Source organism: Allofournierella sp. CML151, assembly GCF_027853465.1.
Taxonomy (GTDB): Bacteria; Bacillota; Clostridia; order Oscillospirales; family Ruminococcaceae; genus Allofournierella.
Genome location: NZ_JAPNNW010000005.1, coordinates 156,483 through 175,823, shown reverse-complemented (window position 1 = coordinate 175,823; position 19,341 = coordinate 156,483). Strand labels below are relative to the sequence as shown.

Genomic DNA, 19,341 nt, shown 5'->3' with positions numbered 1-19,341 from the left:
TTCAGTTGATTTGCCGGATTTCTGGCTGTCCAGCATGGGGGCCACCGCCCGGTAGCGGTCGTAGCAATACTGGATGATGGCATTGCGCTTGACCAGGCCGATGAAGCTCTTCTTGTCGTCCAGTACGGGCACGAAGTTCTGGGTCATGGCGGCGGCCACCAGTTCGTCCATCTGGGTGGTCACGGCCACGGGCTTGTAATCTCGCTTGCGGGGGATGCTGCTTAAGGGGATATCCTCCGCGTCGTCCAGGTCGATGCCCTGGTTCTTGATGGCCCAGAGCAGGTCGCCCTCGGTCATGGTGCCCACATACTCGCCCACCCGGTTCAGCACCGGGATGCTGGAATAGCGATGATACTCCATTTTTTCCAGCGCCTGGCGCAGGGTGAAGTCCTCATACAAAAAGGCCACGTCCTGCTTGGGCGTCAAAAAGAACAGCAAATTCACTCACAAAACCTCACTTTACGCGCTGCATTCTCTTCAGGCAGCCTCGCACAATTCCCGGTGCTTCGCCAGCCGGAACGATGCGGTGCTGCTCAAAAAACGAGCCGGAAGGCTCCGGCCTGGGATTCCATGATTGTTCCAGGATTCTGTATTTCTATTTTATCACATTTTTCCCACGGGGGTGTGAAAAACTTATGAAGGCAGCGCCGGACGGCGCAAAGGGGCTTTTTTGCCCGGTTTCACTGGTCAACGGCCTCGTTTTATGATATGCTTTAAGGTACCGATTCTGACCTGAAAAGGATGTGTTGCCCATGGCTCGATTCCGCCGTCTGGCGGCTTTTGCGCTTTGCCTTGCCCTGCTTGCCGGCTGCGGCGGCAATGCCGCCTCCTCCGCTTCCTCGCAGGCGGCTTCTTCCGCCTCTTCCGCCTCGTCTGCTTCCAGCGCGGCTTCCGTGCCCGAGCAGAGCGCGGGCGCGCCCACCGCTCTGGTGCTGGGCTACACCCCCTCGGCGGGCTTCAATCCCTACGCCTCCTCCTCCAACCTGGTGGAGCAGAACGCAGGGCTGCTGTTCGAGTGCCTGGTGGAATTGACGCCGGAGCTTTCGCTGGAATACCGGCTGGCGGATTCCATCGTATCGGCAGGGGAAACGGTGAGCATCCACATGCGCTCGGGCTGCACCTTCGCGGACGGCACCGCCGTCACCGCCCAGGACGCCGCCGCCAGCCTGGAGGCCGCCCGCCTCAGCGAGCGCTACGCCGCCCGCTTCGCCAACGTGACCGAGGTGAAGGCCAGCGGCGACACCGTCACCGTGACCCTGGCCACACCGGATTCCATGTTCGCCTACCTGTGTGACATTCCGGTGCTCAAGGCCGCCGAGACCGCCTCGGCCCAGCCCACCCCCAACGGCCGCTACACCTACGGCGACAGCGGCAGTCTGGTGCGCAACGCCTCCTGCGCCTTTGCGGAAAACGGGCCGGACACCATTTATCTCACCGAGGTGAGCAGCTACGAGGAAATGGTTTCCGGCTTTGCGGTGGGCAGCCTGAACCTGTACACCGCCAGCGACTCCGCCCAGACCAGCGCGGGCTTTTCCAGCGTGTCGGACTATTACAAGACCAACAACCTGGTCTTTCTGGGCGTCAACGCCACCCCGCCGGAAAGCGGCGAAAAAAGCCCCCTGCTCACCACCGCCGGGGGCCGCGGCCTGCTCAGTCAGCTGATCGACCGCACCCAGCTGGCCCAGAAGAGCTATTACTCCCGGGCCTACCCGGCCACCGGCTGCATCAATGACCATTACGACTGCGTGGCCGACGGCCACGTGATCCTTTCCAGCGCTGAGCTGACCGCCGACCAGGCCGCCGCCGATATGGCCGCCCTGGGCTACAGCCTGGACGACGCGGGCTACTACCAGAACGCGGACGGCGAGCGGCTGAATCTGCGGCTGCTGGTTTACAGCGGCAACACCTACAAGCGCTATGCCGCCGCCCTCATCAAGGAGCAGCTGGCCGCCGCCGGCATCTATGTGACGGTGGAGGAGGCGTCGGATTTTGACGTTTACAGCCAAAAAGTTGCATCCGGTGATTTTGACCTGTACATCGGCGAGGTCAAGTTGTATAATAATATGGATATGAGCCCCTTTTTTGAAGGGGGTCAGGCCAGTGTGGGCATTGTGCAGAGCGAAGCGCTCGCCACCGCCTACGCCGCCTTTAAGGCAGACCAGAACACCGCCGCCGCGCTGGAAAAGGCCTTTGCCGCCGAAATGCCCTATGTGCCCCTGTTGTGGCGCAACGGCACGGTGGTGCACAGCAGCGGGATCAGCGGTCTGAGCTGTTCCATCAGCAACGTATTCTATTCGCTGGAAGGCCTGCGCTTCGACGCGGCCGAATAACCGACCCCACCGCCCACGGGCGGATACAAATGCAAAGGAGCGGCAGTTTATGATCACATTGCAAAACCCCATGGGCACCATAAGCATGACGTCGGACTACTTCGCCGAGCTGGTCAGCCAGGCGGCCCGCAGCTGCTACGGCGTGGCGGGCATGGCCACCGGCGGCCGCGGCGACGATTTGAAGAGCCTGGTGTTCGGCAGCGACTTCCCGGAGAAGGGCGTGCGCGTGACCCAGTCGGACCGTCAGCTCACCATCGAGCTGCACATCAAGGTGGGCTACGGGCTGAACATCGCCACCATCGTGAAGAGCATCACCCACAAAGTCAAGCACGAGGTGGAAAAGGCCACCGGCCTGACCGTGGCCCGCATCGAGGTCTCGGTGGACGACATCGTGGCGGACTGACCCCGCCCCATACCAACAACGATACTTTACTTTACATGAGGTGCAATAGCTTATGATTACCGGTAAGATCCTGCGTGACGCCATCATCTCCGGCGCCAACAACATCTCCAACCAGCGTTCCCGTGTGGACGAGCTGAACGTTTTCCCCGTGCCGGACGGCGACACCGGCACCAACATGAGCATGACCGTGATGGCGGCTGCCCGTGAGCTGGAAAACCTGCCCGACAGCTGCACCGTGGGCGAGGCCGCCAAGGTGGCCGCTTCCGCCATGCTGCGGGGCGCCCGCGGCAACTCCGGCGTAATCACCAGCCTGTTGTTCCGGGGCCTGTCCAAGGCGCTGGACGGCAAGAAGGAAGCCGGTGCCGAGGACCTGGTCCACGCGCTGGAAAAGGGCGTTGAGGCTGCCTACAAGGCCGTGATGAAGCCCACCGAGGGCACCATGCTCACCGTGGCCCGCATCGCCAGCGAGGAGGCCTCTGCCAGCGGTCTGGCCGACGTGAACGAGCTGTGGACCCTGGTGCTGGCCGCCGGTCAGCGCGCACTGGACAACACCCCCAACCAGCTGCCGGTTCTGAAGAAGGCCGGTGTGGTGGACGCGGGCGGCCAGGGCCTGATGGTGATCTTCGAGGGCATGGACATCGTGTTCAAGGGCGGCGAGCCTGTGAAGGGCGAGGAGCAGACCCAGAGCAAGGTCAAGCACTCCAGCGACGCCGCCGGCAAGGGCGTGTTCAGCGACGACCTGATGAAGGTTGAGGACATCAAGAACGGCTACTGCACCCAGTTCCTGGTAAACAAGAACGAGGGCGTTTCCAGCGACAAGCTGCGCGCCTTCTGCGAGAGCAACGGCGACAGCGTGGTGGTCATTGAGGACGACGACGTGATCAACTGCCACGTGCACACCGCCGACCCCGGCAAGATTCTGAGCCACGCCATCCAGTACGGCTACCTGACCGGCTTCAAGATCGAGAACATGCACGAGCAGTTCCTGGCCCGCCAGAAGCAGGGCAAGGGCCTGGAGAAGCAGAAGGAAGCCGAGCAGGCCGAGCAGACCAGCCCCTTCGTGTACGCCGCTGTGGACCCGGACCAGGAGTACGGCTTTGTGGCCGTGGCTGCCGGTGAGGGCCTGGCCAACGTATTCACCGACCTGGGCGTTTCCGCTGTTGTGTCCGGCGGCCAGACCATGAACCCCTCCACCGAGGACATCGTGGCCGCGGTGCAGAGCGTGCCCGCCAAGACCGTGTTCGTGCTGCCCAACAACAAGAACATCATCATGGCCGCCGAGCAGGCCCAGAAGCTGGCCGACCGGCGCATCGTGGTGCTGCCCACCCGCACCATTCCCCAGGGCATTACCGCCATGCTGAGCTTTGACCCGGACGCCACCGTGGACGCCAACACCATCAACATGATGGACGCCGCCGGTCATGTGAGCACCGGCCTTGTGACCTTCGCCGCCCGCAACAGCGACTTCGACGGCCACAAGATCAAGAAGGGCGAGATCATGGCCATGGAGAACGGCAAGATCGTGAACATCGGCACCGACATCACCAAGACCACCTACCGTCTGGCCCGCAGCATGGTGAAGAAGGACACCAGCTTCATCACCCTGATCTCCGGCTGCGACGTGAGCGAAGAGGACGCCCAGCGCACGCTGGAGCTGGTGCAGGCCAAGGTGGGCGACGGCATCGAGGTCACCCTGATCAACGGCGGCCAGCCCGTCTACTACTACATGATCAGCGTGGAGTAATCCTTCCCTGATTGCACAGCGTTTTGCGTATTCTGAGCGCCGCCTGTGTTGACCAACCTCACACAAGCGGCGCTTTTTTCTACCCTTTGATTCTCAAGCCAAAAAGGAGGCCCCGCCATGAAGCCGGATACCTCCATTCAATACGTCAAGGGCGTGGGCCCCAAGCTGGCCGAGCGGTTCGCCCGGCTGGGCATCGCCACCGTGGGCGATCTGCTCTGCCACTATCCCCGCCGTTACATCGACTACAGCCAGCCCAGCCCCATCGCCGAAGCCCCCTCTGGTACCGATGTGGTCATCAAGGCCGAAGTATGCGCCAAGAAAGGCGCGGTGCGCCTGCCCGGCGGCCGCACCATGGTGCAGGCCACCGCCGCGGACGATACCGGCACCCTGACCCTCACCTGGTTCAACACCCATTTCATGGCGGACAAGCTGCTGCTGGGCGAGGAATACTACTTCGAGGGCCGGGCGAAAGGGGCGCTCTCCCGCCGGGAGATGGCAAACCCCATCGTGCGCACCCGGGCCGAGGTGGAGCGCAAACCCTTTGTGGCGGTCTACCCCCAGACCGAGGGCCTGGCCAGCGGCCAGATCGCCCGCTGTGTGGAGAACGCCCTGGCCGCCGCCGACCCGCTGCCCGAGCCGCTGCCGCCGGACTACCTGCCCCGGTTCCGGATGCCGGATAAATGGACGGCGGTGAAGAACATCCACCACCCCTCCTCGCCCCAGGCACTGGCGGCGGCACGGCGGCGGCTGGTGTTTGAGGAGCTGTTCACCCTGCAGATCGGCCTGAGCCTGCTCAAAAGCCGGGGCGCGGTGAAGAGCGGCGCGCCCATGAAGCCCACCGGCCTCACCCCCTTCTGGGACAGCCTGCCCTTCTCCCCCACCGGCGCCCAGCGGCGGGCCGCCGCCGAAATCTGCGCCGACATGGCCGCCAAACGGCCCATGAACCGCCTTTTACAGGGCGACGTGGGCAGCGGCAAAACGCTGGTGGCGGCGGCGGGCGTTTACATGGCGGCGAAGAACGGCTACCAGAGCGCCCTCATGGCCCCCACCGAGATTCTGGCCGCCCAGCACGCGGCCACCCTGCAGACCTTTCTCGAGCCCTTTGGGCTGCGGGTGGCTCTGCTCACCGGCGGCATGAAGGCCGCCCAGAAGCGCACCACGCTGGCAGCCATCGCCGCCCACGAGGCGGATTTAGTCGTGGGCACCCATGCGGTAATCAGCAGCGGGGTGGAGTTTGCAAAGCTGGGCTTCGCGGTGGTGGACGAGCAGCACCGGTTCGGTGTGCGCCAGCGGGGCCTGTTGGCGGATAAATCCATCGCCCCCCACGTTCTGGTGATGAGCGCCACCCCCATTCCCCGCACCCTGGGCCTTTTGATGTACGGCGACCTGGACATCTCCATCCTGGACGAGCTGCCCCCCGGCCGCCTGCCGGTGAAAACCTACGCGGTAACCGGCAAAAAGCGGCGGGACATGTATCACTTTCTGGACGACCAGATCGACAAGGGGCACCAGGTCTATATCGTCTGCCCCCGGGTGGAGGAAAGCGATACCGACGCGCCCGGCGCGGCAGATTTACAGGCAGTGACCAGCTATCTCACCGACGTGGCCCAGGCCCTTTTGCCCCACCGGCGCATCGGCCTGATGCACGGCAAGCTGAAACCCAAGGAAAAGGCCGCCGTGATGGACCAGTTCAAGCAGGGCGAGCTGGACGTGCTGGTCTCTACCACCGTGATCGAGGTGGGCGTGGACGTGCCCAACGCCACGGTGATGGTGATCGAGAACGCGGAGCGGTACGGCCTGTCGGCGCTGCACCAGCTGCGGGGCCGGGTGGGCCGCGGCGGCGGCGAGGCCTACTGCATCCTCATCAGCGACCACACCGGTGAAGCGGTGCGGGACCGGCTGCGCTTTCTCTGCCACACCCAGGACGGCTTCGAGATCGCCAAATACGACCTGGAGACCCGGGGCCCCGGCGACTTCTTCGGCGACCGGCAGCACGGCCTGCCCACCCTGCAGCTGGCCGACCTGATGGGCGACACCCGCACATTGGAGGCCGCCCAGAAATGCGCCCACGAGCTGCTGGAGGAGGACCCCAAGCTTGCCGCCCCCGAGCACAGTCTGCTGGCGGCCCAGGTATCCCACCTGTTCGAGCGCACCACTTTTAACTGACGCTCCGGCCGGATACGGCCTGCAACCATCCGAAAACAAGGAAGTGTTTTTATGAAATGGCAACCCTCTGACCGCGCCTTTCTGGAATACTACCGGGGCACCACCCCTTGCCCGGAAGATTTCGCCGCCTTCTGGGCGGAGCGTATGGCGCAGGCCGAACGCGCTCCGCTGGAATGGGAGCTGACCGACGGCCCCTTCCCCGCCCGCGGCTCGGTACGCTATCAGGAGCTGCATTTTCGCGCGCCGGACGGCTCGCGCCTCTATGCCAAATACATCCGCCCCGCATCGGACCAGCCGGTGCCGCTGCTGCTGCATTTTCACGGCTACCCCGGCGCCACCCGAAGCTGGCTGGAACTGACCAGCTACACCGCCAGCATGGGGGTGGCCATGCTGGCAATGGACTGCCGGGGCCAGGGCGGCTCCAGCCTGGACGCTGCTGCCTATCAGAGCACCCGTGCCAGCGGCAACATGATCCTCGGGCTGGACGGCCCGCCCGAACAGCTGTATTACGTCAAAGTCCATCAGGACATCGCTCTGATGATCCGCATTGCACGGCAGCTGCCCGGCCTGGATCTGGACCGGGTGTATGTGAACGGCGGTTCCCAGGGCGGCGCGCTGGCGCTGGCCACCGCTGCCCTGCATCCGGATCTGATCAAAAAAGCGGGCATCCAATATCCGTTTCTCAGCGATTTCCAGAAGGTCTGGGAGATGGATGCCGACCTGATTGCCTACGAGGGGCTGCGCTACTACATGCGCTGGTTCGACCCGCAGGGGCTGCGCACCGGCGAGATCTTCCGCAAGCTCGGTTATGTGGACAGCATCAACTTTGCCCCGCTGATTCGCTGCCCGGTGCTGTTCGCCACCGGCTTTCAGGACGATATCTGCCCGCCCGTCACCCAGTATGCGGTCTACAACCGGATCGCCGCACCCAAAAGGCACCTGCTGTATCCCGATTTTGCCCACGAGGAGATTCAGGCCTTTGATGACCGGCTGATTCGCTTTTTCTGCTGCCCCGGCTCCCACCTTTGGGAAGAGGAGGAACATCTATGACAAACCGTACCAACTGGCCCGAGCCTTCCTGCGCCGCGCAGCGCCCCGCAGATCTTGACGCTTTCTGGCACAGCTGCCGGGCCGGTCTTGCACCGGACGAACTGTCCGAGAGCGAGGAATTTTCCACCCCGCAGGCTTCCTTCCGCCGCCTGATGCTGAAAGGCGGCGAGGGCACGCTGAACGCCCGCCTGCTTCGGCCTGCTGCCCCCACAAGCGTGCTGATCGATTTTCACGACATCGGCCGTTCCGCCCGGGGCTACTATTATCTGAGCCGGTACCTGCCCGCGGGCTGTGCCGTGCTGGCTCCTGAGCTGCCCACCGATACCGCACTGTGCTGCGGCGCACCGGACCCGGATGCCCCCGGCGGCATCCCGGCATTGCTGCATACCTATAAGGCCGCCCTGCGTACCCTCCGTGCCGCCCGGCAGCTTTTCCCGGGGCTGCCCGTGGCCGTGAACGGTGAGGGGCTGGGCGGTGCAATGGCTCTCGCCTGCGCCGCACAGTCCGATGCGGTGACCGTCTGCACGGTTCTGAATCCGCTGCCGCTGGATTTCCGCCACGCGGCCACCGGTACCGCAGCAGACTATTACCGCCCCCTGATTCAGTGGTTCCGGGCACAGGACCCCACCCGCAGCCGGCAGAAAGCGCTGTTCCACGCGCTGGATTACCTGGACTGTATGAATCTTACCCCGCCGGAGGGCTGCGCCTTTTTGCTGGGCAGCAGCCGGATGGACCCGCTCAGTCCTGCCGCCGCCCAGTTGGCCTTGTTCCGGCAGGCGGCCAGCGTAAACAAGCGGCAGGTATTGTTCGACAAATACGCCCACGAACGGGTAAACTGGTACGAGGACGCCCAGCTGGAATTTCTGCTGCAACATCTGGCCTGACCACTCTGTTTTCAAAGGAAGACTTCCATGCTCCGTGTCGGCATTGCCGGAATCGGCTCCATTGCTCAGGTGTATCTGGGCCTGTTCGCTGCCGGGAAAATCCCCGGCGGGCGCGTCACTGCCCTGTCCAGCCGCAGCCCGGACCATCTGACCAGTGCCCGGGACGCCTTCTGCGCCCCGGACACCGCCCTTTTCACCGACTACGAGGCCATGCTGCACAGCGGCCTTGTGGATGTGGTGATGATCTGCACGCCCCACAACCAGCATGTGCCCATGGCGCTGCAGGCGTTAAAGGCCGGGGTGCACCCCCTGATCGAAAAGCCGCTGGCAGTGGACGCGGATGAAGCCCGCACCCTGCTGGCCGCCTGCCGTGCCCGCCCGGAGCGGACCGCCGGGGTGCTCTACTGCCGCCGGGCCAGCGCCGCGTACCGGCAGGCAAAGCAGCTGGTGCAGAGCGGCGCGCTGGGGCAGCTCAAACGGGCCTGCTGGCTGATTACCAACCTCTACCGCACCCCCGCCTACCACGCCAGCCAGCCCTGGCGGGGCAGCTGGAAGGGCGAGGGCGGCGGGCTGCTGCTCACCCAGGCCAGCCACCAGCTGGACCTGTTCACCTGGCTCTGCGGCATGCCCAAAGAGGTGACGGCCCTGTGTGAATTCGGGGCCGAGCGGGCCATTCAGGTGGAAAACGACGTGACTCTGCACCTGCGCTGGACAGACGGCGCCACCGGCCAGTTCATCGCCTCCAGCCGGGAATTCCCCGGCACCAACCGGCTGGAACTGAGCGGCAGCAAGGGCCAGCTGATTCTGGAAAACGACCGGCTTTTCACCCTGCGCCGCCTTTCCCGCGACGAGCGGGACTTCGCTAAAAGCACCACCGGCTATTTCGGGCCCATCCCCTTCACCGAGGAGCAGTGGACCGCCCCCGAGGAGCCCAACGAGGTGCAGCAGGCGGGCATCGTGGCGGATTTCCTGGCGGCGGTGGAAGACCATCGCGCCCCCCTGTGCCCGGTGACGGATGCATTGGAAAGCCTGCTGGTCACCAACGCGGCCTATCTCTCCGCCTGGCAGGGCGGCACCGTGCCGGTGCCCCCGCCTCCGGGTGCCTACGCCGCCGAACTGGCAAAGCGGACGAAAGAGGAATAAAACAAAAGACGCCCCCGGGCCTGCCGTTTCTGGCAAGGCCCGGGGGCGCTTTTCTGTTTGTTCAGTTGGGTTCCTCTCCCGGTCGGGCGGCTTCGTCCCGCAGGTTCACGCCGCCGCAGTTCAGCCGGAACACATGGAAGCCGATCTCGGCGAAGGGGTAGCGGTTCAGCAGCGCGCTGGCCGCGTTCAGCACCGGCTTCAAGTCAAAGCAGATGCAGTCGATGTAGGAATAGGCAAAGCCGGTGGCTCCGCCCAGAATCCACAGATTCTCCCCTGCCGCCTGCTGCAGCTCATCCTCCAGGCGGCCCCGCAGCTCCACCCGCTGGGCCTCCGGCACCTGCTCGGTGCTGTAGAAGAAAAAGCCGCAGATCACGCCGTCCGCCTGCAACCGGTCCATCCGGGAATCGTCGCCCCGGTAGTAGTCCGCCAGCAGCTCGCTGCAGCAGGTGGCACCGGCGATCACATCCTGCCGCAGGGCCCAGTCCTCCTGGGTGGCGGGCTCGTAGCAATAGTTCTGGTAATTCCAGCCGATGGACTGGGCCTCGTCCAGCGCGGCCTCGTCGCCGCCGCAGAACCAGTCCGCCATCTGCCTGCGCAGCTCGCGCAGCGGCATGCCGCCCTGGGGCCGGGGCTCGCTCAGCACCTCCAGCCGCTCCACACGGCACAGCGCGGCGCCCTCGCCCATGGCCTGGCTCAGCAGCCGGGCCGCGGGCGCGATGTCCTGCCCGGCGTGCAGATCCGGGGCCCAGAGGGCCACCACGGCCTTCTCGCCCCTCTTCTGGGGCCAGGCCAGCGCCTCCTGCAGGGCCGGGGCATCCGGGTCAGCGGGCTGGCCCGCCCAGAATACCCAGTGCTCCGCCAGCGCCGCGGGGGCCTGCTCCCGCCAGTGAAGGATCTGAATCAGCCGGGTGGGCATGCACTCGGCCCACACCGCCAGCCGCAGACGGCCATCCAGCCCGGTGTCCAGCGAGAATTCCGCCCCGCCGAACACCCCGGCCAGCAGCTCTGCGTGGGCCTGGCGGGCTTTTTCGCTCTCGCCTGCCGCGCTCAGCGCCCGCAGCTCGGCTTCCCGGGCCGAAAAAGCGGCCCAGTAATCCCGCACACGCTCGGTGAAGGGCTGCTTTTGCACCGGCAGGGCAATGGCGCTGCGGCACCAGTCCAGATACCGCTCGGTCTCCTCATCGCCGGGGGCCAGCTCGTCCGCCCGGTCAAAGGCCTCCAGCGCCTTTTCCTCTTTGCCCAGATGATACCAGGCGTACCCCGCCCGAAAATGCCACAGCGGGTCCGCCGCGCTCTGCTCTTTGCACTGCTCCAGCACCTGCAGCGCCTCTTCAAAGCGGCCCAGGTTGTTCAGCGCCCGGGCCTGCTGGCCCAGCAGCTTTGCGCCCCGCTGCTCCGGCTCCACCGCCAGGATGGCTTCGAGGATCCGCTCGTACTGCCGGTCCGCGTTCCAGGCTTCGATCTGCTCCAGCAGGGCCTCGTTTTCCGGCGCGCCGCCCTTCACCGGGCAGGCATTGGGCCGCAGTGGGTCACTCAGCGGAGCCCGGGGCTCCAGCTGGGTCTCGTCGAACAGGCGCAGAAGGCCCTCGGCCTCGTGCTCCAGCTTATAGGCCATCTCCTCGTTATAAAGGGGCGCGGCCTGATACAGGTTTACCTCGCCTCCGCCGGGCAGCGGGCAGACCGCCGCCGCGTCCGGCACGCCGCCGGGAGTGAGCAGAATCACGCCGGTAAAGCCGCAGCCGGGGGCAAAGGGCCGCCCGTTGGGGATGGTGTGGCCCCAGCCCAGCCAGGTGCCCTGTTCCCGGGGCATGGCGGCCAGCAGCCGCAGCCAGCCCACCGGCCAGGCGTCCTTCGGGTCCGCGGAAAGGGGGTTCCAGTGCGGGGGCAGATACATCATGATCTCGGCCCGCTCCGCCCCAAAGCCCGCCAGCTCCGGCGGCACGTTCATGGGCGCGGCTCCCATGCCGCAGGTGACCAGCACCGTCCAGTGCCGGTGGCGGTGGGGCCCCAGCACCAGCAGCTCCACGCCGCCGCTCTCGGCCGGGGGAATCACCCGGTTCACCGGGCCCAGCCAGCGGCGCAGATGCTCGATCAGCCGGTCCTTCTGTTCCTTTGTATAAGCGGCGGCGGGAACCGGCGCCTTTGCCTCCTCCTCCGGGGGCAGGGGCAGCTCATCCGCCGAGTAATCCTCATACTGCGGCTCCCCCCAGGGTTCAAAATGCGGGTCGAACCGCTGGTAGGCAAAAAGCCGTTCCTCCCGGCTGCGGCCCACCTGGTACCCCAGCCGGAAGCAGCCGCTGCGCTCAACGAGCAGATGAGCCAGCTCCAGCCGGCGGCCCGGCTCTTTTTTTCGGATGGCCGCCTTGGCCAGCCGGTCCAGCTCCTCCAGCCGGGCGGCGAGGGCGGCGGCCCAGTCTGCGCTGATCTTGCCCGCGCCCCGCTGGTTCATGTCCAGCCGCAGGTTTACAAGATTGCCCTGAAAGGCCAGGTCCGCAAAGCAGTAGATGCCCTCAAAGAGGGGGTTCTCCGCCCCGAAGGCCGCGGCGGCTTTTGCCAGGCCCTCGTCGTCGCCCAGCATGCACAGCACCGCCTCCTGGGCGGGGGTGCGCAGGCCATGGCTTGCCCGCTCCTCGCTCTGGGCCGGGCAGATGCCCTCCGCCTCCAGCCGGGCCGCCTCGATCTGCTCGAGGCTCTGCCCCGCCTGCAGGCGCTCCATCGCATCCGCAAAGCGGCGCTGGCCGGGGCAGGCGGCAAGGCCCTCCTCCAGCAGCGCGATGCCTTCGGCTTTGTCGCCGAAATGGGCGGCGAGCACCGCCGCCAGATACCGGCAGGTTTCGTCCTGATGATTCAGATTAAGGCCCATGCGGGCCAGCCGCAGCGCCTCTTCCGGCGCACCGGTATACAGCCGGGCCAGCGCCAGACTGCGGCACCATTCCAGATTGCCCTGGCCCTGCTCCTCCAGCCGGGCCAGCCACTGCACCGCCTGCTGCCAGGCCTCATACTCCGCCGCGCCCAGGTCCAGCCGGGCCACCAGCAGCGCCAACTCCAGATCCGCGCGCATCTGCTCCCGGCTGATCAGCCCCAGATCGATGGCTCCCTCCACCTGATCCTGCACCAGATCCAGCGCGTCGTACCAGCGGCCCCGGGCCGCCAGTTCCTCGGCACGGGTCCGGGTCTTTTCGTCCAACAGCCCTGTCATCCCCTGTTCCGTTCTCCTTCCCTGTTTCCTGCATCAAAATTCCTGTATCAAAGCGGCTCGGGCGTTTTCCCCGGGCCGCGCCTGTGTTCAAAAGCCCAGCTTGAAGCTTTCGCCCTCCACGGCCACACCGGCGCTGCGGCTCACCTGCACCGGCACGCCGTCCCCGGCGGCCAGCACCTGACCCTCGGCCAGCTCCAGGTCCCCTTCCAGCAGGTCCATGACCAGGTTTGCCAGCAGGTCCCGCAGCTCCACCGGGCGGCGGGCGCTGTGTAAAATTTCCAGCTCGGGCAGCTCAAAGTCCTGCAGGCCGTAGGTATAGGCGCACACCCCCTGCTCGCTCTGCCACAGGCCGAAGTACACCCAGTTCAGAATGGGCAGCACGTCCTCCTTCATGGTATCCGCCACGACCCGGTAAAAATCCGGGGCCAGCAGGGTGCCTGCCGCCATCACGCCCAGCGCGCCGGGCTGGGCACAGGCTGCCGCGCTCACCTTGGTGAGCAGCTTGGCCGCCTCCACCGGGCTCGCCTGCCCCTGGGGCAGAACGGTAATGAGCAGATGGGCCTTGTGGGCCGCCGCGGCCTGCACCGCCTGGGGCCACCAGTAGTTGGTTTTCGCCTGCTGCTCCGCCTCGCCCTCGGGCACCGGCGCGCCGATCAGAGCCACCGCCGCGATCATGCCGTGATCGTCAAACACCACGTTGCCGGTGGCGGGGGCCTCCTTTTCGCCGTTCCCTGCCAGAGCCCATTCGCTTTGCAGGTCCCGGAGCAGTTTTTCCCGGTCGAAGACAGGCTGCTCCAGCAGCACAAAGTTCACCAGCGTGCCGCCGGCTGCGCCGGCCACGGTCTTTTTCTCTTCCATGGTGGTTCCTCCTTGTTTGGCCCGTTCCATTGCGGGCCGTATATTCGAGTGGTCAGGGCCGCTGCCCGGCCAGATTTTCGTTTTTAGCCGCCGGGGGCTGTTTGCCCGCCTGCATCGCCAGCAGCACCAGCGCCGCCGCAGCCGCCAGGGCCACTGCGGCGGGCCAGGCCACCCACACGCCGGTCAGCCCCAGGAAAAGGGGCAGCACCAGCAGCATCAGGGGCTGGGTGCCCAGCGGTTCGCCGTAGGCCAGAATGCCACTGAACACCGGCTCGCCCACCGCGCAGAAGTAGCTGCTGCAAAAGCGCACCACCGCCATGAAGGGGTAGCCGATGCAAAGGGTCCACATGGCCGCCGCGCCCTCGGCGGTGGCCTCGGGGCTGGCCCCGAACACCAGCGGCAGCTGACTGCGGCCAAGCCAGGTAAGGACGCTGCACACAAGGGCAACCCCCACCGCCAGGCTCAGGCCCCAGCGGCGAAGCAGAGCCAGCTGGCCCCACTCGCCCGCGCCCCGGGCATGGCTGAGCAGCGGCTGCACGCCGTCGCCCACGCCGGTCACCAGCGGAATCACCGCGCCCAGCACATAGCTGAGCACCGCGTACACCGCCACGCCCCGGGTGCCGCCCCAGTGCAGCGCCTGCAGATTGGTGATGAGCAGAATCACACTGGTGGAGATGGAGAGGCCAAAGGGCGAAATGCCGTATTGCACAATGCCCCGGAGCATCCGCCAACGGGGGGCGAAATCCGCCCGGCGCAGCGGCAGCTCCCGCACAGCCAGCAGCGTGGGCAGAGCCAGAACTGCGCAGAGAATCTGGGACGAGCCGGTGGCCACCGCAGCGCCCGCCAGCCCCCACTGAAAGCCCTGGATGAACAGCCAGTCCATGAGGATGTTGCCCAAAAGGCCCACGATGGTAAAGCTCATGGCCTGCATGGTCTTGTGGCTGCCTCGTAAAAGGGGCAGCACGCCGGTGTTGATGGTCTGGCCCAAAGCCAGCGCACAGATCATCCGGCTGTATTCCAGCGCAGGGGCATACAATTCGCCCTTCGCGCCGATCAGCGGCAGAATCACCGGGCAGGCCAGCCAGAGCCCCACGCTCATGACCACACCCGCCGCGGCCAGCGCCGTGAGGGTGTTGCCCCGCGCCAGCGCAGCCTCCTCTTTGTCACCCCGGCCCAGGGCGGTGGAAAGGCGCACCGCGCCTCCCAGACCCAGGCCCAGGCTCACCGCCTGGATGAAGGCGGTGATGGGCCAGGCCACGTTGATGGCCGCCAGGCCGATGTCGCCCAGGTTCCGGCCGATGAAAAATCCGTCCACAATAATAAAGCAGCTGTTCAGCAACTGGCTGAGCATGCTGGGCAGAGCATAGCGAAAAAACTGCCGTTTCAAGGGGGTCAAGCCACCCGCTCCTTTCCGTTTGCCAAGGGGGCCGGGCCCCGCTTTGTTTTTTATACCAGATTGCGCCGTTCGCCCCGCAAAAATGCCTGCAGGTTGGCGCACACCTCGGCGCTCAGCCGGGCCAGCGCCTCCTCGGTGGCCCAGGCCACGTGGGGAGTGAGCAGCACATTCGGGCAGTGGAGCAGCCCGTCCTTCGGGCGCACCGGCTCATGGGCCGCCACGTCCGAGGCGTAGTAGCCCAGCTGCCCGCTTTTCAGCGCGGCGCACACCGCCGCTTCGTCCACCAGCGCACCCCGGGCGGTGTTCAAAAGGATGGCTCCCGGCTTCATGGCCGCCAGGGCCGCTTCGTTCATCATGCCCCGGGTCTCAGCGGTGGCGGGGCAGTGCAGGCTCACCACGTCGCTGTCCTCCAGCAGCTGCTCGAAGGACACAAACTCCACCCCGTCGGCGGCATATTCCGGCTTCACATGGCGGGTATAGGCGATCACCCGCATGCCGAAGCCGTTTGCGATGCGCGCCGCCGCCCGGCCGATGGCCCCGTAGCCCACCACGCCGAAGGTGCGGCCCGCCAGCTCAAAATGGGGGTGAATGCCGTAGGAATCCGGCACGCCGGTCTGCCAGTAGCCGTCCCGCAGGCTGGCGGCCCGGGCGGCGGTGCCATTGGCCAGCTCCAGAAGCAGGGCAAAGGTGTGCTGGGCCACGCTGTTTGTGGAATAGCCCGGCACGTTGGCCACAGCCACCCCGTGGCGGCGGCAGGCCTCCAGGTCCAGGCTGTCGGTGCCGGTGGCGGTCAGGCCCACCCAGCGAAGGCGCGGGCAGGCGTCCAGCACCGCATCGTCGATGCGGCACTTGTTGCTCACCGCAAAATCCGCGTCCCGCAGGTGATCGGCCAGCAGTTCATAGCTGGTGCGGGGGTATTCCTCCACCACATCCGCCAGATCATACAAGCCGCTCCACTCCAGGTCTCCCGGGCGCACACAGTAGCTGTCCAGCACAACGATTTTCATCGGTTCTTCTCCCCCTTTGCAGGGCATTTGTGCCCCGTTTTTGTCTCTTTTGTAATTTTACCTGCTTTTGCAGGGCCCTTCAACCCCCGCCGCTGGATTTTTGCCGCCGGTTCGTATATAATGAAAAAGTAACTACCCGCCGGACGCTCCGGCGGCGACCAGTGCGAGGGGGCTTTTGCATGTATACGCCAAGGCTTGTGATCCGCAAGCTGCTGCTGGGCGCGGTGCTCATGACCGTGGCCATCATCATCACGGTGCTGATCCGGGAAAATATGGACGTGAAGGACCCGGAGCAGGCTCTGCCCACCATCACCATCACGGTGAACGGGGACATGAACCTGAACGACAAGATGGTCTTCCGGGCCGGCTACGAGTGGAACTTCTTCACCACCGTAGCCAAGAACACCCCTGCCTACACCAGCTCCACCCTGCTGGAGCAGCTGTATCCGGTGGACCTGGCCCCCAACAGCGTGCTGGACATCAATTTCTCGCTGCCGCCCAAAACGCTGCGCATCCAGCGCGCGTCGGACGATGCGCTGGAAAACTTTGTGGAGCTGGCCGACGTGAGCGACGGTCAGATCATCTGCCCCAGCACTCCGGGCCTGTATCTCTATCAGGTGGAGGCGGGCTTTGGCTGGCGCGGCTCGGTGCGGTACTTCTTTTTGGTGCGGGTGCAGCAGTCCGCGTAAACATCATCATCCAAACACAAAGGGAGCGTTCCTTCGCAGAACGCTCCCTTTTTTTGGCAATACCGCTGTTTTGTATCAGGGCTCGGGCGCTTCGCCGCCCGCCAGGGCCAGCGCCGCGGTGTGGCGGGCCATCAGCCGCTGCTGATAGTCGCCTGCGTAGGTGCCGTGCAAAAGCTTGGGCAGGGCTTCCTCCTCCAGCGAGTGCCAGCACACCGCCTCCTGCCCCGGCAGAATGGGGTAAAACAGCACGCCGTTTTTCTCCGCCGCCGCCAGGCACTGAGGCCCGAAGCCCACCACCAGAACCTTCTGCCGGTCGTAGCCCCGGCCCAGCAGCTCGTTCACGCAATGGGCCAGCTCCCGCCGCTTGATGCACACCGCCGTGCAGGGGGGCAGACTGTGGAAATTCCACTCGCTGTAGGCCGAGCGCACGTTCAGGTTGGTGAGCAGCACAAGGTCGGCCACAATCCGCATCCGCTCCAGGCAGGTCTTTACCCCGTCGAACACCTGGCCACGGGCAGCGTCCAGGGCGTACTCCGCGCCCAGAAGGCATACCATGAACGCCTTGGCCTTCGGCGGGATTTTCTGTGTCCGTTCCATAACAACGCCCCCAATATTCATAATATTATCCGCGCCGGGTATCTTCCTTTATAACTTAACTATACCAGCACAGCGGGGGCAGTTGCAACAGTTTTTTGTCTGTTTTTAATGATTTTTTGTGATTTTATTGAATAATTCTATCTCATTCTCCCAAAACCTGGCCGATGGGCTGCTGGATGCACAGGGTAGCCAGCTTGTCCGCCGGGGTGGGCGTCATGTTGATGACCACCAGCTCTTTGCCGCCGTAATAGCGCAGAAGGCCCGCCGCCGGATACACCGCCAGGCTGGTGCCGCCCACGATGAGCAGGTCCGCCGCCTCCAGCGCGCGCACCGCCCGCTGCAGCACCTTCTGGTCCAGCGATTCCTCATAGAGCACCACGTCCGGCTTCACAATGCCGCCGCACTCGCACCGGGGAACGCCCTCGCTCTCGGCGATGAATTCCACCGGATAGAACTTACCGCACCGGGTGCAGTAGTTGCGCAGGGTGCTGCCGTGCAGTTCCAGCACGTTTTTGCTGCCCGCCGCCTGGTGCAGTCCGTCGATGTTCTGGGTGATCACCGCCCGCAGCTTGCCCTGGGCCTCCAGTTTGGCCAGCCGCAGGTGGGCCGCGTTGGGTTTTGCATCCTTCACGATCAGCTTGGCCCGGTAAAACCGGTAGAACTCCTCGGGATCTGCTTCAAAAAAGCTGTGGCTGATGATCTGCTCCGGCGGGTATTTCCACTGCTGGTTGTACAGACCGTCCACACTGCGGAAGTCCGGGATGCCGCTCTCGGTGCTCACCCCCGCGCCGCCGAAAAACACGATGTTATTGCTCTTTGCAATCAATTCCTCCAAACGCTGGTCCATGGGGCCACACTCCTTTGCTATGCATCTCTTTGCCGCCCGGGGGCGGTTGTAGTATAATAAACCTTATAAAGATGATACCACAAAACACTCCGCCCGGCCATGCCGCCGGGCGAAAAAGGGAGGAACGGATATGGCAAAGGAGATCACGGCGAGCCTGGTGTTTGAGCATCTGCCCGCCCGCAAGCCGGACAGCCACAAGGGCAGCTACGGCAAGCTGCTGTGCGTCTGCGGCTGCAGCCAGTACCGGGGCGCGGCGGCGCTGGCGGTGGAGGGCGCGCTGCGCGCCGGAGCCGGGGTGCTGACCCTGGCGGCCATCGAGCCGGTGATCCAGGCGGTGGGCGCCCGCTGCCCGGAGGCGGTGTTCCTGCCCTGCCGCACCGGTGAGGACGGCGGCATCGACCCGGCGGAGGGCGAGCGGATTCTGCAGGCGGCCCGTGGCTCGGACGCGCTGCTCTTCGGGCCGGGCCTGGGCAACACGGCGGGCACCGCGTCCCTGCTGGAGCAGCTGGGCGAGAGCGCGGGCTGTCCCCTGGTGCTGGACGCGGACGGTCTGAACGCGGCGGCGGCCATGCCCAGCCTGCCCCGGCCTGCCAACCTGCCCTTGATCATCACCCCCCATCCCGGCGAGATGGCACGCCTGTGCGGAGTGACCACGGCGGAAATCACCGCCAGCCGGGAGAGCGTGGCCGCAGGCTATGCCCGGGCCAACCGGTGCGTGGTGGTGCTGAAAGGCCACCGGACCATCGTGGCCGGGCCCCAGGGCGAGGTGTTCTGCAACACCACCGGCAACCCGGGGCTTTCCCGGGGCGGCAGCGGCGACATTCTGGCGGGCATGACCACCGCCTTTTTGTGCCAGGGGCTGGACCCGCTGTACGCGGCGGTGTGCGCGGTGTGGCTGCACGGCGCAGCCGCGGACCGGTGCGCCGCCCGGCTGGGCCAGTACGGCATGCTGCCCCACGACATTCTCTACGACCTGGGCACCATCTTTGCGAACAGTGGCCGTTAACGGCCCACCGCTAAGCTGCAAT

16 protein-coding genes are annotated in these 19,341 nt (G+C 65.5%); 9 read left to right on the top strand and 7 right to left on the bottom strand.

What is annotated here, in order from left to right:
* Positions 1 to 444, bottom strand: a 444-nt coding sequence (locus PH256_RS05910; protein WP_270913374.1) for a CBS domain-containing protein, incomplete at its 3' end; no start/stop codon positions are given.
* A gap of 308 nt (positions 445 to 752) precedes the next feature.
* On the opposite strand from PH256_RS05910, the gene PH256_RS05905 reads away from it, so the two are divergent.
* The 7 genes from PH256_RS05905 to PH256_RS05875 all read left to right on the top strand — a co-directional run bounded on the left by PH256_RS05905 (position 753) and on the right by PH256_RS05875 (position 9,720).
* Positions 753 to 2,330, top strand: a complete 1,578-nt coding sequence (locus PH256_RS05905; RefSeq protein WP_270913373.1) for an ABC transporter substrate-binding protein — start codon at positions 753 to 755, stop codon at positions 2,328 to 2,330.
* A 49-nt stretch (positions 2,331 to 2,379) separates the two neighbouring features.
* Complete coding sequence (locus tag PH256_RS05900; protein ID WP_087182992.1) at positions 2,380 to 2,733, top strand: Asp23/Gls24 family envelope stress response protein; 354 nt, start codon at positions 2,380 to 2,382, stop codon at positions 2,731 to 2,733.
* A 52-nt stretch (positions 2,734 to 2,785) separates the two neighbouring features.
* Complete coding sequence (locus tag PH256_RS05895) at positions 2,786 to 4,477, top strand: DAK2 domain-containing protein (RefSeq protein ID WP_087182991.1); 1,692 nt, start codon at positions 2,786 to 2,788, stop codon at positions 4,475 to 4,477.
* 117 nt (positions 4,478 to 4,594) lie between these two features.
* Positions 4,595 to 6,643 carry an ATP-dependent DNA helicase RecG gene (gene recG, locus PH256_RS05890; RefSeq protein ID WP_270913371.1) on the top strand — a complete coding sequence of 683 codons (2,049 nt, stop codon included), beginning with the start codon at positions 4,595 to 4,597 and terminating at the stop codon, positions 6,641 to 6,643.
* A 51-nt stretch (positions 6,644 to 6,694) separates the two neighbouring features.
* Entirely contained in the window at positions 6,695 to 7,693 is a 999-nt protein-coding gene (locus tag PH256_RS05885; RefSeq protein WP_270913370.1) for an acetylxylan esterase, read from the top strand.
* Positions 7,690 to 8,577, top strand: coding sequence for an acetylxylan esterase (locus PH256_RS05880; RefSeq protein ID WP_270913369.1), 888 nt, complete (start codon positions 7,690 to 7,692; stop codon positions 8,575 to 8,577). The genes PH256_RS05885 and PH256_RS05880 overlap by 4 nt, the downstream gene beginning before the upstream one ends.
* Positions 8,578 to 8,604: 27 nt before the next feature.
* Positions 8,605 to 9,720: a Gfo/Idh/MocA family protein gene (locus PH256_RS05875; protein WP_270913368.1), complete on the top strand. Its 1,116-nt coding sequence runs from the start codon at positions 8,605 to 8,607 to the stop codon at positions 9,718 to 9,720.
* Positions 9,721 to 9,781: 61 nt separating this feature from the next.
* On the opposite strand, the gene PH256_RS05870 is transcribed toward PH256_RS05875, so the two are convergent.
* From PH256_RS05870 to PH256_RS05855, 4 genes are all read right to left on the bottom strand, one after another.
* Positions 9,782 to 12,919 carry a suppressor of fused domain protein gene (locus PH256_RS05870; RefSeq protein WP_270913367.1) on the bottom strand — a complete coding sequence of 1,046 codons (3,138 nt, stop codon included), beginning with the start codon at positions 12,917 to 12,919 and terminating at the stop codon, positions 9,782 to 9,784.
* Positions 12,920 to 13,006: 87 nt separating this feature from the next.
* Positions 13,007 to 13,777: a DUF4261 domain-containing protein gene (locus PH256_RS05865; protein ID WP_270913366.1), complete on the bottom strand. Its 771-nt coding sequence runs from the start codon at positions 13,775 to 13,777 to the stop codon at positions 13,007 to 13,009.
* Positions 13,778 to 13,829: 52 nt separating this feature from the next.
* A complete protein-coding gene (locus PH256_RS05860; protein ID WP_270913365.1) occupies positions 13,830 to 15,173 on the bottom strand; it encodes an MATE family efflux transporter in 1,344 nt (447 codons plus the stop codon).
* 50 nt (positions 15,174 to 15,223) lie between these two features.
* A complete protein-coding gene (locus tag PH256_RS05855; RefSeq protein ID WP_270913364.1) occupies positions 15,224 to 16,180 on the bottom strand; it encodes a D-2-hydroxyacid dehydrogenase in 957 nt (318 codons plus the stop codon).
* Positions 16,181 to 16,359: 179 nt separating this feature from the next.
* Here PH256_RS05855 and PH256_RS05850 point away from each other — a divergent pair, with 179 nt between their 5' ends.
* Complete coding sequence (locus PH256_RS05850) at positions 16,360 to 16,869, top strand: hypothetical protein (RefSeq protein ID WP_087182979.1); 510 nt, start codon at positions 16,360 to 16,362, stop codon at positions 16,867 to 16,869.
* A 75-nt stretch (positions 16,870 to 16,944) separates the two neighbouring features.
* On the opposite strand, the gene PH256_RS05845 is transcribed toward PH256_RS05850, so the two are convergent.
* On the bottom strand, positions 16,945 to 17,466 hold the full coding sequence (locus PH256_RS05845; RefSeq protein ID WP_270913363.1) for a hypothetical protein: 522 nt from the start codon (positions 17,464 to 17,466) through the stop codon (positions 16,945 to 16,947).
* A 142-nt stretch (positions 17,467 to 17,608) separates the two neighbouring features.
* Entirely contained in the window at positions 17,609 to 18,313 is a 705-nt protein-coding gene (locus tag PH256_RS05840) for an NAD-dependent protein deacylase (protein WP_270913362.1), read from the bottom strand.
* A 130-nt stretch (positions 18,314 to 18,443) separates the two neighbouring features.
* Here PH256_RS05840 and PH256_RS05835 point away from each other — a divergent pair, with 130 nt between their 5' ends.
* A complete protein-coding gene (locus tag PH256_RS05835; RefSeq protein WP_270913361.1) occupies positions 18,444 to 19,319 on the top strand; it encodes an NAD(P)H-hydrate dehydratase in 876 nt (291 codons plus the stop codon).
* Positions 19,320 to 19,341 lie beyond the last annotated feature (22 nt).